Genomic DNA, 16039 nt, shown 5'->3' on the forward strand with positions numbered 1-16039 from the left:
TCGACCTGATCGACCACGGACAACTTGAAGGCCAGCGAGTAATCCCGCTGACTGCGCCTGATTGTTGATTTCATTGAACATTCCTTTTCCAGAGGGAAAAGGTGTCAACCCAATTCAGGACGGGTCAGATTAAAGAAAAAGGGCTGCCGAAAGGCAGCCCTTTTTCTTTAATCTGGCGCGGGACGCGCCGCGCTCTGCGCGTCGCCCCACACGTTGCTGCGCAACCTGTGGGCCCCTCCCTTTGCCGGCCTCTCCCCGCCCTGTCGGGGCAGCCCCTCAACAGAGGGGCTTGTTCCTCCAGATGCATCAGTAGATCCACACCATGTGTGGATGCGCGGCGGAAATCACGCCGTAGTGACCATATCCTGATCTGGCGCGGGACGCGCCGCGCTCTGCGCGTCGCCCCACACGTTGCTGCGCAACGCGTGGGCCCCTCCCTTTGCCGGCCTCTCCCCGCCCCTGTCGGGGCAGATGCATCAGTAGATCCACGCCAAGTGTGGATGCTGTTCCTGCTGGCAGGCTCATCCACGCATGGCGTGGATCTACCCGGCATATCCGTCCGGACGCTGCGGGTTACCATGTACGCATCACCTGCTGGAGCTTTCCCCATGACCGCTGAAATCCTCGTTCCCGTTTCTTTCGGCGAACTGCTGGACAAGATCTCGATCCTGCAGATCAAGTCCGAGCGCATCAGCGACGAGGGCAAGCTGGCCAATGTGCGCAAAGAGCTGTCGGCGCTGGAGCAGACCTGGATGGCACACCCGGCGGCAGTGAAGGACATCGCCAAGCTGCGTGCCGAGCTGAAGGCGGTCAACGAGCAGCTGTGGGACATCGAGGACGACATCCGCCTGAAAGAGAAGGCGCAGGCGTTCGACCAGGATTTCATCGATCTGGCGCGCAGCGTCTACCTGCGCAATGACGAACGCGCGCGCATCAAGAAGGCGATCAACCTGGCGCTGGGTTCGGCGTACGTGGAAGAGAAGTCCTACCAGGATTACGCGCAGCGCGCGTAATCCGGGGCAGCCTGCCGCTCACCCCAGGTGGTCGGCGACGTAGCGTTCGAACGCAGCGATACCGTCTTCCACGGTGATCAGTTCCATCACATCGTCGAACTCGATCTTGGTGCCCCACTTCAGATCGGTGGCCTGCTTGGCCAGGTACTTGCGCGCGGCATCGTCGTAGCGGTCCACGCAGTAGCGGCGGTCGGAATAGGGACCGCTGCGGTTCGGGTTGCTGGCCGCGTGCAGGCCCAGTACCTTGGCGCCCATCGCGTTGGCGATGTGCATCGGGCCCGAGTCCGGGGTCATCACCAGATTGGCGCGGGCCAGCAGCGCCGGCAGCTGCTTCAAGGTGTCCTTGCCGACCAGGTCAAGCGCCGGTGTGTGCAGCTGCGCCTGGATGGCATCGGCCATGCTGCGCTCCAGTTCGCTGCGGCCTCCGCACAGCACCACCTGCCAACCGCGCTGTGCGGCGTGGTTGGCCACGGCGGCGTAGCGGTCTGCATACCAGTTGCGGCGCACGTGGCTGGAACAGGGCGAGATCATCAACACCGGACGGCCATCGTCCTGCCATTGCGCGGCGGCCCACTCATATGCGGACTGCGGCACCGCCAGGTCCCAGCTGACCTCGGTCTGGCGCAGGCCAAGGGGTTCACAGAAACTGCCGATGGCATCCAGCACATGGATGCCGGGGCGGTCGGGGATGCGTTCGTTGATGAAGAGACCATGCAGGTCCTTCGAGCGGCTGCGGTCATAGCCGATGCGACGCTCTGCGGGAATGAAGGCCGACAGCAGGTTGGCGCGGAACGCCACCTGCATCTGCAACAGCGCTTCGAAGCGCCCCGGCGGCAGCTGCCTGCGCAGTTCCTTGACCCCGGCCATGCCGCTCTTCTTGTCGTAGGCATGGAAGGTGACACCGGGCAGGCCGTCGAGCAGCTTGTGGCCGGCCTTGTCGATGATCCAGTGGATCGGCGTATCCGGGCGCGCAGCCTGCAGGGTGCGCACCAGGGGCACCACGTGGGTGACATCGCCAAGTGCGGACAGGCGCAGGAGGCACAAGGAGGAGGACGCTGATGCCATGTGTTGTTAGACTCAATGAAATGGTCGCATTCGACGCCAATGAAGCGCTGACGCCATGCCGCGAGGGTCGCGGCATCGGGGCCATTCTGTTCGACCGCGAGCGGCTGCGGCAAGCCGAGATCGGCCTGTTCTCGCCCCAGCACTGGGGCAGCAGGGCTCGGCCGGTGGGCGAGGGCGGTCGTGGCAGCGCCTGGTTCGTCGATGCGCCGTTCGGCGCCAGCGTGCTGCGCCACTACCTGCGCGGTGGCCTGGCGGCGAAGATCAGCCATGACCAGTACCTCTGGCGCGGCGCGGACCGGACGCGCAGCTTCGCCGAATTCCGGCTGATGCGCGCGCTGCGCGAGAAAAAGCTGCCGGTGCCCCGGCCACTGGCGGCGTTCTACATGCGCGAGGGCCTGCGCTACCGGGCTGCGATCCTGATGGAGCGGATCGAGGGTGTCCGTTCGCTGGCCGACCGCGCGCTGGTCGCGGGGCGGGGCGCACCGTGGGAGGAGACCGGGCGGCTGATTGCCCGCTTCCATCGTGCCGGCCTGGACCATGCCGACCTCAATGCGCACAACATCCTGTTCGACGGCAACGGCCACGGCTGGTTGATCGACTTCGACCGCGGGGTGATCCGCATCCCGGCGACCGCCTGGCGCGAACGCAATCTCAAGCGCCTGCTGCGCTCGCTGGTCAAGCTGCGCGGCGAGCGCAGCATGGAAGACGTGCAGAAGGATTACGCGCGGCTGCGCCGCGCCTATGACATGGCCTGGAACCGGGGCACCTGATGGACTGGTCGTTGCGTTTCCTCGGCGTCGGCAATGCGTCGGCGGTCGAGCTGGGGTCGCCGATGTCGGTGATCGAACGGGACGGTCGGCCGTGGCTGACCATCGACTGTGGCGGCGAAGGCCTGACCGCGTTCAAGGCGCACTACGGGCACATGCCGCAGGCGCTGTTCGTCACCCATGTGCACCTGGACCACGTGGCCGGCTTCGAGCGCCTGTTCGTGGACACCTTCTTCAATGGGCACCGGCGCGGCAAGGTGCGCCTGTACGTGCCCGCCACCGTGGTGCCGCTGCTGCACAGGCGCATCGGTGATTATCCGAATGTGCTGGCCGAGGGCGGTGCCAACTTCTGGGATGCGTTCCAGCTGGTCGTGGTGGGCGAGGCGTTCTGGCACGAGGGCGTGCGCCTGGAAGTGTTCCCGGTGCGCCACCACTGGCCGGAGACGGCCTATGGCCTGCGCCTGCAGGGCGCGCTGACCTGGAGCGGCGATACCCGGCCGATTCCGGAGATGCTGGCCCGCTTCGCCAACGACAATGAACTGATCGCGCACGACTGCGGCCTGCACGGCAACCCGTCGCACACCGGCGTGGACGACCTGGAGCGCGAGTACAGCGCCGAACTGCAGGCGCGGATGATGCTCTACCACTATGCGAGCGCGGCCGACGGCCAGGCGCTGGCCGCGCGGGGGCACCGTGTGGCGCAGCCGGGGCAGTGCGTGCCGCTGGCCAACCCCACTGCACCGCACGTGCTGGTGCAGGATCCGCCGTGAGCGGTGCTGGCCAGCCCGCCGACGCGGCGCTGGGTGCCGAGCTGGAGGCGCTGGAACGCGCGCTGCATGCGCCGCAGGTGCGGGCCGATCGCGAGCAACTGGCGGCACTTCTGGACGAGGATTTCAGCGAGATCGGCAGTTCCGGGCGATGCTACGGCCGTGATGCGGCGTTGCAGGAGATCCCGCTGGAGCGCGCGCAGGTGCTGATCGAATCGGAACAGTACGCGGTGTGGCTGTTGGCCGAGGATCTGGCCCAGGTGCGCTACCGCAGCCGCTATCACGTTGATGGCCAGGCCCAGGGCTGGGTGTTGCGCAGTTCGCTGTGGCGACGGCATGCGCAGGAATGGAGGGTGGTGTTTCACCAGGGCACGCCCGCGGCGGGGTAGTGGTGGGCGATGCCCGGTGAAGGGCGCCAGCCAAGGCTGGCATCTACCAGAGGCGGGGCGTCGCCGGAAAAGGCGGTGGCCCCGCCGGCTGACCTCGGCGCCCGCGTCGATCGATACCGTTGCTGCCTTCCGGCCCTGGCGGGATTTTCGACCTAGCGTCGCGAGGGGCCGACGGGGCCACCATAGAGACGTTGGCCGCCCAGTGGGCGGCCGGTTCACGGATCAGGGGAAGCAGCGCGCGATGCGCCGGAGACCACAGCCGGACTGCACATCGGCTGGCCGATGGCAGACGGCAACTATAGCGCAGGCAGGTACATCGACGCCAGCTTCGTGCACTGAATCGGCTGTAACCCGCGTCTGCCGGCAACGCCCCGCGCCGACCGGCGTTGCTAGAATGCCGGCCAGGAGGAACGACCTCCCCCGCATCGGGAATCAATGACCAGGACGGCCTGGCCCTACCAAGAGGAGGGCTGTCATGGCCTGGATCTATCTGTTGTTCGCCGGCCTGCTGGAAATCGTCTGGGCCGTGTCCATGAAGCAGTCCGAAGGCTTCACCAAGCTCACCCCTACCGTGGTCACCATCATCGGCATGATCGCCAGCTTCTGGCTGCTGGCGGTGGCCATGCGCAGCCTGCCGCTGGGCACCGCCTACACGATCTGGACCGGCATCGGCGCGGTCGGTGCGTTCGTGGTCGGCATCGTCTTCCTCGGTGAGCAGGTCAGCCCGATGCGGATCGGTGCGGCGGTGCTGATCGTTTCCGGCCTGGTGCTGATGAAACTCTCGAGCAGCTGAATGCATTTAGTTGGGCGGAGAAAGGAATCTCCGCCTGCTGCAGGTATATGCATTTTCGGCAAAACCATTTTGTCCGCCCGTTTTATTTGACGTGCGTCATGAAAATAGCGAGCGTGATTCACATGCCGCTGGCGCCATCGGCCGCACAGTGCCGCCATTCGTCATGCGAAATCGGGGAGTTTTCGCCTTGACGGACACGTTGACCTGCCTTTTCCAGGTGCGGTCGCGTGAAGATGTGAAGATTTTCAGAAGTTAATGACGCCAGGCCTTGTTCCCGTGTCGGGAGCCGGGGTGGGCCGCATTGTCTTCAAAAAAAACCTGCCTGCAGTGCCATCCGGTCTTTTCATGGAGATTTACCGATGAACCGCATTTACCGTCTGGTTTTCAATCGTGCCCTCGGCGTAATGCAGGTTGCTTCGGAGGTCGCCCAGAATCCCGGCGGAAGCGCGGTCTGCGCAGGGCGGGTGCCGCGATTGCGGGCGCACCAGTTGGTGGTGGCATTGGCTGCCACGCTGGCCAGTGGTTCGGCCTTCGCAGCGTGCACTGGCACCACGACCGTCAACTGCGACAGCTCCACCAACATCAACAACTACGTCAACCCGACCAGCGGCCTGACGTTGAACATCGCCAATGGCGCGGTGTTCAGCGTGCCTCTGCTGTTGGGCGGCAATGCGGTGACATTGAGCGGCAGCAACACCACGGTCAACAACGCCGGCACGATCGATCCGTTCCTGACCGGTGGTCTCAGCCTGGCCGCGGCCGGCCTGGTGGTCGGCAACAACACCGCCGGTGGCAGCGCGATCACGGTCAACAACCAGACTGGCGGCCAGATCAAGGGCATCTTCAACATCGGCACTTTGCTGGGTTTCGGCGGCCAGGCGGTCACCGCGCAGAATGCCGCAGGTGGGACCACCACGCTGGTCAATGATGGTTCGATTGGAATGTCGCTGCTGGGGATAGGGCAGCTTGCGGATGCGACGTCGGTGGTGACCTATGGCGGAGCACAGGCCAACGTGACCAACCGTGGCAGCATCACCGGTCGTGTCGGCCTGGGTGCTTCGACAGGCAATACGTTCACCAATTCGGGCACGATCTCGGGCAGTGTGCATCTGGGTGATTCCACCGGCGGCAATACTTTCACTGCCGTGGCAGGGTCCACCGTGGTTACCGGTGGCGGTAGCGCACCTGCAGGCCTGCTCGCCGGCGTAACCGGGGTCAAGGTCGCAGCGGCGGGCACGGTTGATGCAGGCATCGGCACCGGTGCCGCCAACAACACCCTGGTGCTGCAGGACAACGCCAGTAACAACGGGCCTGCGTCGAGCATCGGCTGGACCAACTACATCGGCTTCCAGAAGCTCACCGTCAACAGCGGCACCTGGAACCTGCAGGGGCCGTGGTCGGGCACGGGCGCGATCACCCTCGGTGGCGGCGTGGTGAACTTCAACAACAACGCCGCATTCGGTTCCGGCCTGTTTACCGTCACTGGCGGCTCGATCGCGGCCAGTGGTGCAGGCCTGTCGCTGGGCAACAATTTCACCCTCAATGGCGGGTTGAACCTGGGCGGTGCCCAAGGCTTCGGTTTGAGTGGCGTGCTATCCGGTACCGGTGGGCTGACGGTCAACAACACCGGCATCGTCACCCTGGGCGGTGCGAACCTGTTCAGCGGTGGCGTCAACCTCAATGCTGGCGGCCTGGTGCTCGGCAATGCCGGTGCGCTCGGCAGCGGCAGTCTGACCGTCGGTGGCAACGCTTCGCTGGATACCTCGGCCAACTTCAATCTGGGCAACAACCTCGTCATCAACGGTGGCGGCACGCTCAACCTGCTGGGCAGCAACGCGCTGGGCCTGAATGGTTCGATCTCCGGCGCTGGCGACCTGGTCAAGGCGGGTCCGGGTACCCTCACCTTGAATGGTGCCAACCTGCTTACGGGCTCCTTCGCGGTCACCGGTGGTGCGCTGGCATTGGGCGCCGGTGGCAGCCTGTCGCCGACAAGTGCGATCTCGCTGAGCGCAGGTACCAACCTCGATCTCTCGGTTGCGGCCAGCCAGACCATCGGCTCACTCGCCGGATCCGGTGCGCTCAACCTTGGCGCGCGCAGCCTCACGTTGGGTGGCCTGAACACCAGCACCAGCTTCTCCGGCGTCATCGGCGGTGTCGGCGGCGCGCTGGTCAAGGTCGGTACGGGTACCCAGACCCTGTCGGGCGCCAATACCTTCACAGGTGGCGTCACGCTCAACGGCGGTGGCCTGCTGCTGGGCAATGCAGGCGCGCTGGGTACTGGAACACTTAGTGTTGGCGGCAACGTGTCTCTCGATGGCACCGGGGCGCTCGCTCTCGCCAACGCGGTCAATCTGGGCGCCGGCAGCATCCTCAATCTGTCCGGCAACCAGGCGTTGACCTTCAATGGCGTGATCGGTGGCACCGGCAGCCTGGTCAAGAACGGCGCGGCCACCCTGACCCTCAACAACGCCAACACGTTTGGTGGAGGGCTGTCGCTCACGGCTGGAGGACTGGTGCTCGGCAACGGCGGTGCGCTGGGAACCGGCGCATTGAATGTGGGTGGCGCGGTGACGCTTGATGCCAGCTCGGCACTGACCGTGGGCAACGGCATCAACCTGGGGGTGGGTGGTTCGCTCAACGTGCTGGGCTCCAACGCGCTGACGCTGGGCGGCGTGATCGGTGGTACCGGCAGCCTGGTCAAGAACGGCGCCTCCACGCTCACGCTGGGTGGGGCCAACGCGTTCACCGGCGGCCTGAACGTGAACGCAGGAAAGGTGGCACTGGCCAGTGGCGGCAGTCTGGCGGCCACCGGGGCGGTGAGCCTGGCGGGGGCCGGCGCCGAACTGGACATCTCGCTCGGCGGCAACCAGACCATCGGTGCGCTGTCCGGTGCGGCAGGCAGCATCCTCTCGCTGGGCGGCAGCACGCTCACCTTCGGTGATGCCACCAACCAGGCATTCGGCGGCGTGATCGGCGGTACCGGTGGCCTGGTCAAGCAGGGAACGGGCACGCAGACGCTCAGCGGCGCCAATACCTTCAGTGGTGGCCTGAACCTGGCGGCCGGTGGCCTGTTGCTGGGCAACGGCAGTGCACTCGGTACCGGCGCGTTGACGGTCAGCGGTAACAGTTCGCTCGATGGCAGCGCTGCATTGAACTTGGCCAATGCCATCAATCTGGGGGCGGCGTTGACATTGCCGGGCAGCCAGAACCTCACCCTGGGTGGCAACATCACGGGCACCGGCAGCCTGACCAAGAACGGTGCCTCGCTGCTGACCTTGAACGGCACCAATGGCTTCAGCGGCGGCCTGAACCTCAATGCCGGCAGCCTGCTGCTGGGCAACAGCGGTGCACTCGGGACGGGCGCATTGAGCGTGGGTGGCAATGCATCGCTCGATGGCAGCACGGCGTTGAACCTGGTCAACAATGTCACTCTGGGCAGTGGGGCCGTGTTGTCGCTGCCGGGTTCGCAGGCGATCACGCTTGGCGGGGTAGTTTCCGGAGCCGGTGGCCTGGTCAAGAACGGCGCCAGCACGCTCACGCTCAACGGCGCCAACAACTTCGCCGGTGGGCTGACGCTCAACGGCGGTGGCCTGATGCTGGGCAATGCCGGCGCACTGGGAACCGGGCTGCTTGCCGTGGGCGCGAACGCGACCCTGGGCAGTACGGTGGCATTGAACCTGGGCAATGCCATCGATCTCGATGCCGGTGCGCAGCTGAGCCTGACCAGCAATGAGAATGTTGCTCTGGGCGGACTGATCACCGGCACCGGTGGCCTGATCAAGACCGGTACTGGCGTGCTGTCGTTGAACAACAGCAACACCTTCAGTGGTGGTCTGGCGCTGAACGCGGGCGGTCTGTCGGTCGGCGCCAACGGTGCGTTGGGTGCCGGTGCATTGAACATCGGTGGCAATGTTTCGCTGGATGCGAGCGCCCCGGTTTCGCTGGCCAACGCGGTGAGCCTGGGCGCCAATACGCTGACCCTGCCGGGCAGCAACAATCTCACCCTGAGCGGTGTGGTGGGAGGAACCGGTGGCCTGATCAAGAACGGCGCCTCGACGCTGACGCTGTCCGGTGCGAATACCTTCCTGGGCGGTGCCACGGTCAATGCCGGCACGCTCGCGCTTGGCGCCGGTGGCAGCCTTGCCACAACCGGTGCGGTGGACCTCGCCGGTGCCGGCGCGGCGCTGGACATTTCCGCGGCCGGTGCCGGGCAGACGATCGGCGCGTTGAACGGCATCGCGGGCAGCCATGTGGCATTGGGCACGCAGACCCTTACTTTCGGTAGCGCCAGCAATGGCAGCTTTGCCGGTGTCATCGATGGCACTGGCGGATTGATCAAAGTCGGTGCTGGCGTGCAGACCCTGTCCGGCGCCAATACGTTCAGCGGCGGCGTCGCACTCAATGCGGGCGGGTTGGTGCTGGGCAATGCGGGCGCACTCGGTACTGGGGCGCTGGGCATTGGCGGCACTACCACGCTGGACAGCACCGTGGCACTGAACCTGGCCAACGCGGTGAACTTTGGTGCAGGCACCCAGCTGACGCTGGGCGGCACCAGCGATATCACCCTGGCTGGCGTTCTGGCCGGCAGCGGCAGTCTGATCAAGAACGGTGCAGGCCTGCTGACCCTCAACAACACCAATACCTTCGGTGGTGGCCTGACCTTGAACGGTGGTGGCCTGGTGGTCGGCGCGAACGGCGCACTCGGTTCCGGCACGCTGGCGGTGAATGCCAGCACCACGCTGGATGCGGGTGCTGCAGCGACGCTCGGCAATGCGGTCACGCTGGGCTCGGGTGTCGCACTGACATTGCCGGGCAGCAATGCGCTGACGCTGTCGGGTGTGATCGGTGGCAACGGCAGCCTGATCAAGAACGGTGCCACCACGCTGACGCTGTCCGGTGCCAACACCTATACCGGCGGTACCACCATCAACGCCGGTACGCTGGCACTGGGAACAGGTGGCAGCCTTGCCGCGGCGGGTGATGTCACGCTGGGCGCAGGCGCTGGCTTCGATATCTCCGGTGCCGGCAGCAGCCAGACCATCGGCGCGCTCAACGGTGCGGGCGGAAGCACGCTGGCGCTGGGCGGTAATTCGTTGACCTTCGGCACGGCCGGCAATGCCGCGTTCGATGGCGTGATCAATGGCGGCGGCGGGCTGGTGAAAGTGGGCGCCGGCGTACAGACGTTGTCCGGTGCCAACACGTTTGGCGGCGGCGTGACGCTCAACGCTGGCGGGCTGGTGCTCGGCAATGACGCGGCGCTGGGCACGGGTGCATTGACCGTCGGCGGTGCCGCCACGCTGGACACCACCGGCCTGGCAGCACTGACCAACAACATCGCGCTCAACGCAGGCCTGACCGTACTGGGCACCAATGCGCTGACGCTCAACGGGGTGATTTCCGGTACCGGCAGCCTGACCAAGGATGGTGGCGCAACGCTGACCTTGAACGGTATCAACTCCTATACCGGTGGTACCAACATCAACGCCGGCACGCTGGCGCTGGGGGCCGGTGCCAGCCTGGCGGCGAGCGGTACCGTGAACCTCGCCACCGGCGCGACGCTGGATCTGTCGGCCGGCAGCGGCACGCAGGTGTTCGGCACCCTGGTCGGCAACGGTACGGTGAATCTCGGTGCCAACTCGATCGAAGTCGGCGGTGCGACCAATGGCACCTTCAGTGGCTCTATCGCAGGTACGGGTGGCCTGACCAAGGTCGGTGCGGGCATCGAGACGTTGACCGGTGCCAACACCTACACCGGCGGCACCTTCATCAATGCCGGCACACTGGCGATCGGTCCGGGCGGCAGTCTGGCGGCCACCGGTGCAGTGACACTCACCGCAGCGGGAACCGGCTTCGACATCTCGACGTCCGGTGCCAGCCAGACCATTGGTTCGTTGGCCGGGGTGACCGGCTCCACGGTCACTCTGGGCGCGCAGTCGCTGATCCTCGGCGGCAACGACAACAGCGTGTTCGACGGCGCGATTTCCGGCACCGGTAGCCTGGTCAAGAACGGCACCGGCATCCTGACGCTGGGCGGCGCCAACCTGTTCAGTGGCGGCCTGGCGCTCAATGGCGGCGGCCTGGTGGTCGGCAACAACGCCGCGCTCGGCAGCGGTGCGCTGACGGTGGGGGCCAGCGCTACGCTGGATGCTTCGACCGCGGCCAACCTGGCCAACAACATCACGCTGGCATCAGGTGCCAACCTCAACCTGCTGGGCAGCAATGCACTGACCCTGGGCGGCATGGTTTCCGGTACCGGTGGGCTGATCAAGAATGGTGCGGCCACCGTGACCCTGACCGGTGCGAACACCTACACCGGAGGCACCACCATCAACAGCGGCACGCTGGCGATCGGCGCCGGCGGCAGCCTGGCCTCGACCGGTGCGGTGAACCTGGCAGGTACCGGTACCCTCGATATCTCTGCGGGCAACCAGAGCATCGGTTCGCTGGCCGGCGTGGCCGGCAGCACGGTGGCACTCGGTGGCAGCGCGCTGACCCTGGGCGGCACGGTAGACAGCACGTTCAACGGTGCGATCACCGGCAATGGTGGCCTCGCCAAGAACGGCGCAGGCGTGCAGACCCTCAACGGCGCCAGCACCTTCAGTGGCGGTGTAATGCTCAATGCAGGCGGCCTGGTGGTCGGCAACGATGCCGCTCTCGGCACCGGGGCGGTAACGGTGGGTGGCAACGGCACGCTCGATTCGAACACTGCGGTGACGTTGGCCAACAACTTCGTCCTCAACGCCGGGCTGACCGTACTCGGCAGCAACAACCTCACCCTCAACGGCAGCCTGAGTGGCACCGGCTCGCTGACCAAGGAGGGCGCGGCAACGCTGACCTTGAACGGTGCCAATACCTATACCGGTGGCACCTTCATCAATGCCGGTACGTTGGCATTGGGTGCCGGCGCGAGCTTGAATGCCAGTGGCATCGTCAACCTGGCCAGTGGTGCGACCTTCGATCTGTCGGCGGGCAGCGGCACGCAGCAGTTCGGTACCCTGATCGGCAACGGCACGGTGAACCTGGGCGGCAACACCTTGACCATTGGTGGTCCCGTCAATGGCACGTTCAGTGGTTCGGTGGGGGGCACCGGTGGGCTGATCAAGGAAGGCACCGGCACCCAGACCCTGACCGGTGCCAATACCTTCACTGGTGGCACCACCATCAATGCGGGCACGCTGGCGATTGGCGCCGGAGGAAGTCTGGCAGCGAATGGCGCGGTGACACTGGCCAACGCCGGAACAGCGTTCGATATTTCTGCCGGTGGTGCGCAGAGCATCGGATCACTGGCGGGTGTTACCGGCAGTACGGTTGCGCTCGGCGGCAGCACGCTGACCCTCAATGGCGTAGGAAACACGACCTTCGCTGGTGACATTACCGGTACCGGTGGCCTGGTGAAGAATGGTGCAGGCATCCAGGGCCTGACCGGCAGCAATACCTTCAGCGGTGGCGTGGCACTCAACGCCGGTGGCCTTGCCTTGGGTAACAACAATGCACTGGGAACCGGCACGCTGACCGTGGGCGGCAATGCCAGCCTGGACGGCACCGGCGCGCTGACGCTGGCCAATACCGTGCAGCTGGCCAGTGGCACGCTGACCCTTGCCGGCAGCAACGCGCTGACCTTGAACGGCCCGATCAGCGGCGCTGGGGGCCTGCTCAAGGATGGCGCAGCAACGGTCACCCTGGGCGGTGCCAGCACCTATACCGGTAACACCACCATCAACAGCGGCACGCTGGCGGTTACGGCCGGTGGCACCCTGTCGGGTGCGAGCACGGTCAATCTGACCGGTGCCGGTACGCTGGACATCAGTGCCGGTGGCAACCAGAGCATTGGTGGCCTGGCCGGCGTAGCCGGATCCAGCGTGGTGCTGGGTGGTGCGACCCTGACCACCGGCGGCAACAACGGCAGCACCACCTTCGGCGGTGTGCTCAGTGGCACCGGCGGCTTGGTGCAGAGCGGCACCGGCACGCTGACCCTGAGCGGTGACAATGTCTATACCGGCGGCACCACCATCAATGGTGGCAGCACGCTGCAGATCGGCAACGGCGGCAGCTCCGGTTCGGTGCTGGGCGACATCACCAACAACGGCAGCCTGGTCTACAACCTGGGCACCACGGCAACCGTAGGTGGTGTGGTCAGCGGTAGCGGTGGCCTGACCCAGGCTGGCAGCGGAACGCTGGTGCTGACCGGCAACAACACCTACACCGGCGGTACCACCATCAATGCAGGCGGCACGCTGCAGGTCGGCAATGGCGGTGCGACCGGCGCGATCGTCGGCGACATCACCAACAACGGCGCGCTGGTGTCCAACGTGGCGGGCAACACCACGCTGGGCGGCACCATCAGCGGCAGTGGTGGCCTGACCCAGGCCGGCGCTGGCACACTGGTGCTGACCGGCAACAACACCTACACCGGCGGTACCACCATCAATGCCGGTGGCACGCTGCAGGTCGGCAATGGCGGTGCGACCGGTGTGATCACCGGCAACGTCGCCAACCACGGCAGCCTGGTGTTCGACGTGGCGGGCAATACCACGGTCGGCGGCGCGATCAGTGGCAGCGGTGGCCTGACCCAGGCCGGTGCCGGCGTGCTGACGCTGGTCGGCAACAACACCTATACCGGCGGTACCATCATCAATACCGGTGGCACGCTGCAGGTGGGCAATGGTGGAGCGACCGGTGCGATCGCTGGCGACATCACCAACAACGGTTCGCTGATCTCCAACGTCGCAGGCAACACCCTGCTGGGAGGCACCATCAGTGGTGCGGGTGGCCTGACCCAGGCGGGCAGTGGCTCGCTGGTGCTGACCGGCACCAATACCTACACCGGCGGCACCACCATCAACACCGGTGGCACGCTGCAGCTGGGTAACGGTGGTGCGACCGGCTCGATCGTCGGCGACATCATCAACAACGGCACGCTGGTGTCCAACGTGGCCGGCAACACCACGCTGGACGGCACCATCAGCGGCAGCGGTGGCCTGACCCAAGCCGGCAGTGGCACGCTGACCGTGACCGGCAACAACACCTACACCGGCCCGACCACCATCACTGCCGGTGGCACCCTGCAGGTGGGCAATGGCGGCGCGACCGGTGCGATTGGCGGCAGCGTCACCAACAACGGCAGCCTGATCTTCAACGTGGGTGGCAACACCACCGTCGGCGGCGCCATCAGCGGCAGCGGTGGCCTGACCCAGGCCGGCAGCGGCACGCTGATCCTGGGCGGCAACAACACCTACACCGGCGGCACCACCATCAACACCGGCGGCACGCTGCAGGTCGGCAACGGCGGCGCGAGCGGATCGATTGCCGGCAACGTCAGCAACAACGGCAGCCTGGTGTTCAACGTCGGTGGCAATACCACCGTTGGCGGCACCATCAGCGGCAGCGGTGGCCTGACCCAGGCCGGCAACGGCACCATTACGCTTACCGGAAACAACACCTACACCGGCGGCACCACCATCAACGCCGGTGGCACGGTGCAGGTTGGCAATGGCGGCGCCAGTGGCTCGATCACCGGCAACATCACCAACAACGGTGGGCTGATCATCAACACCGGTGGCAGCACCACGCTGGGCGGCAGCATCAGCGGTGACGGCAGCATCGTGCAGGCCGGTCCGGGGGGCCTGAACCTTGGCGGCAACAGCGGTGGTTTCAGCGGCACCGGCCAGGTCACCGGCGGTGGCCTGAATGTCACCGGCAACATCGGCGGCCAGTGGACCATCGGCAGCGGTACCACGCTGTCCGGCACCGGCACCATCGGGGGTACCGGTGGTGGCGTGACGGTATCCAGTGGCGGCGTGCTGTCGCCGGGTAATGGCCCAGGCAATGGCAGCGGTGCGGGCAATGGCACCGGCACGATCACGGTGGGTGGCAACCTGACCTTGTCGCCGGGCAGCACGCTGGGCATCGATCTGGGTGCCACCGGCAGCGACACGGTGCAGGTGGGTGGCAGTGCCAACGTGGGTGGCAGCAGCGTGCAGGTGAATACCATCTCGCCGAGCACCAGCTACCAGCAGGGCCAGCAGTACACCGTGGTCAATGCGGGCGGTGGCGTGAGCGGGCAGTTCGCTTCGGCGAAGACGCCGTCGGCCTTCCTGACCATCACCCCGGTCTACACGGCGAACACGGCCAATCTGCAGATCGATGTGGCGCAGACCGCAGCCTTCACCACGGCGGCGAAGACGCGCAACCAGTACAACACCGCCGCAGCGCTGGACAGCCTGCCGCAGAGTGGTCCGGCGCTGGGCCTGTACAACACGCTGCTGATGTATGACGCGGGTACCGCGCGCGCGGCCTTCGACCAGCTGTCCGGTGAAGTGCATGCGGCCAGCCGTGCGGTGCTGTTGTACGACAATTACCTGGAAGAGGGTATCCGCCAGCGTCTGGGCAGTGAGCTGCCGACCGTGCGCGGTGAGCGTGCCTCGGCCTGGCTGGCCGGCAGCGGCAAGGTGTTCAGGCAGGATGGTGATGGCAACGGCGACGACATCCGCTCCAACCGCAATGCGCTGATGGCCGGCGTGGACTGGCAGCTGGGCGAGCACGTGGTGCTGGGTGCAGCGGCCGGCAACGAACGGCTGGATACGCGCCTGTACGATCGCAGCTCGCGCGCCCGCCTGCGTGGCAACACCTTCGGCCTGTATGCGCAGGGCCAATGGAACAACGGCTTTGCGGTCGGTGGCAGCGTATCGCGCGGTGACTACCGCACGCGCACCACACGTGAGGTGCCGCTGCTGGGCCAGACCCTGTACAGCCGCCAGGACTCGGATGTGACCATCGCCCAGGTGGAAGGCAGCTGGACCTGGACCCACGGCAGGACCCAGCTGCAGCCGTATGTGCAGTTCACCAAGCACTGGGTCGACAGTGATCGCGCGGTGGAGCAGGGCGGCACTGCTGCGCTGGAGCTGGAAGGCGGCAAGGACACGCTCAATGTCAGCACCGTGGGCGTGCGGGGCCGCTGGGACGTGGGCAGCGGCGAGCGCTTCCCTGCACAGCTGACGGTCGGCCTCGGCTGGCAGCATGCTTCGGGTGACACCGACGTGGCCAGCCGCAACCGCTTCGCGGTCGGTGGCAATTCCTTCGACGTCTATAGCGCGGTGATGGCACGCAATGCATTGGTCAGTCAGGTCGGCGTGGCGGTTGGGCTCGGCCGCAACAGCCAGCTGTCGATGTTCGTGCAGGGCCAGCACGGCGACGGTCGCCGCGATGTCGGCGGGCAGATCAACCTGCGTGTGGGTTTCTGAGGGGA

The 16039-nt window shown here is 66.0% G+C and carries 7 protein-coding genes and 1 other RNA gene; 6 read left to right on the plus strand and 2 right to left on the minus strand.

From position 1 onward, the window contains the following. Window positions 1-608: 608 nt before the first annotated feature. On the plus strand, window positions 609-1013 hold the full coding sequence (locus V3B25_RS07140; protein ID WP_329810376.1) for a DUF6165 family protein: 405 nt from the start codon (window positions 609-611) through the stop codon (window positions 1011-1013). Between the two features lie 18 nt (window positions 1014-1031). Here V3B25_RS07140 and V3B25_RS07145 read toward each other — a convergent pair whose 3' ends face one another. After that, entirely contained in the window at window positions 1032-2078 is a 1047-nt protein-coding gene (locus tag V3B25_RS07145) for a glycosyltransferase family 9 protein (protein WP_049421589.1), read from the minus strand. 20 nt (window positions 2079-2098) lie between these two features. Between V3B25_RS07145 and V3B25_RS07150 the strand changes: the two genes are divergently transcribed. Genes V3B25_RS07150 through V3B25_RS07160 form a run of 3 tightly spaced genes read left to right on the plus strand, consistent with a single transcriptional unit; the run spans window position 2099 to window position 4001 of the window. Beyond that, window positions 2099-2848 (plus strand): 3-deoxy-D-manno-octulosonic acid kinase, encoded by a 750-nt coding sequence (locus tag V3B25_RS07150; protein WP_100437407.1) that lies wholly within the window; start codon window positions 2099-2101, stop codon window positions 2846-2848. Beyond that, window positions 2848-3615 (plus strand): MBL fold metallo-hydrolase, encoded by a 768-nt coding sequence (locus tag V3B25_RS07155; protein WP_149908917.1) that lies wholly within the window; start codon window positions 2848-2850, stop codon window positions 3613-3615. The genes V3B25_RS07150 and V3B25_RS07155 overlap by 1 nt, the downstream gene beginning before the upstream one ends. Then, window positions 3612-4001 carry a nuclear transport factor 2 family protein gene (locus V3B25_RS07160; protein ID WP_329810377.1) on the plus strand — a complete coding sequence of 130 codons (390 nt, stop codon included), beginning with the start codon at window positions 3612-3614 and terminating at the stop codon, window positions 3999-4001. The genes V3B25_RS07155 and V3B25_RS07160 overlap by 4 nt, the downstream gene beginning before the upstream one ends. Window positions 4002-4079: 78 nt before the next feature. On the opposite strand, the gene ffs is transcribed toward V3B25_RS07160, so the two are convergent. Beyond that, window positions 4080-4176: signal recognition particle sRNA small type (gene ffs, locus V3B25_RS07165), an RNA gene on the minus strand. A gap of 300 nt (window positions 4177-4476) precedes the next feature. Here ffs and sugE point away from each other — a divergent pair. Next, window positions 4477-4794 carry a quaternary ammonium compound efflux SMR transporter SugE gene (gene sugE / locus V3B25_RS07170; RefSeq protein WP_010483859.1) on the plus strand — a complete coding sequence of 106 codons (318 nt, stop codon included), beginning with the start codon at window positions 4477-4479 and terminating at the stop codon, window positions 4792-4794. A gap of 359 nt (window positions 4795-5153) precedes the next feature. After that, a complete protein-coding gene (locus V3B25_RS07175; RefSeq protein WP_329810378.1) occupies window positions 5154-16034 on the plus strand; it encodes an autotransporter-associated beta strand repeat-containing protein in 10881 nt (3626 codons plus the stop codon). The last annotated feature ends 5 nt before the right edge of the window (window positions 16035-16039 follow it).

The sequence above is a fragment of the Stenotrophomonas sp. SMYL8 genome, from assembly GCF_036320065.1.
GTDB classification, from domain to species: domain Bacteria; phylum Pseudomonadota; class Gammaproteobacteria; order Xanthomonadales; family Xanthomonadaceae; genus Stenotrophomonas; species Stenotrophomonas maltophilia_A.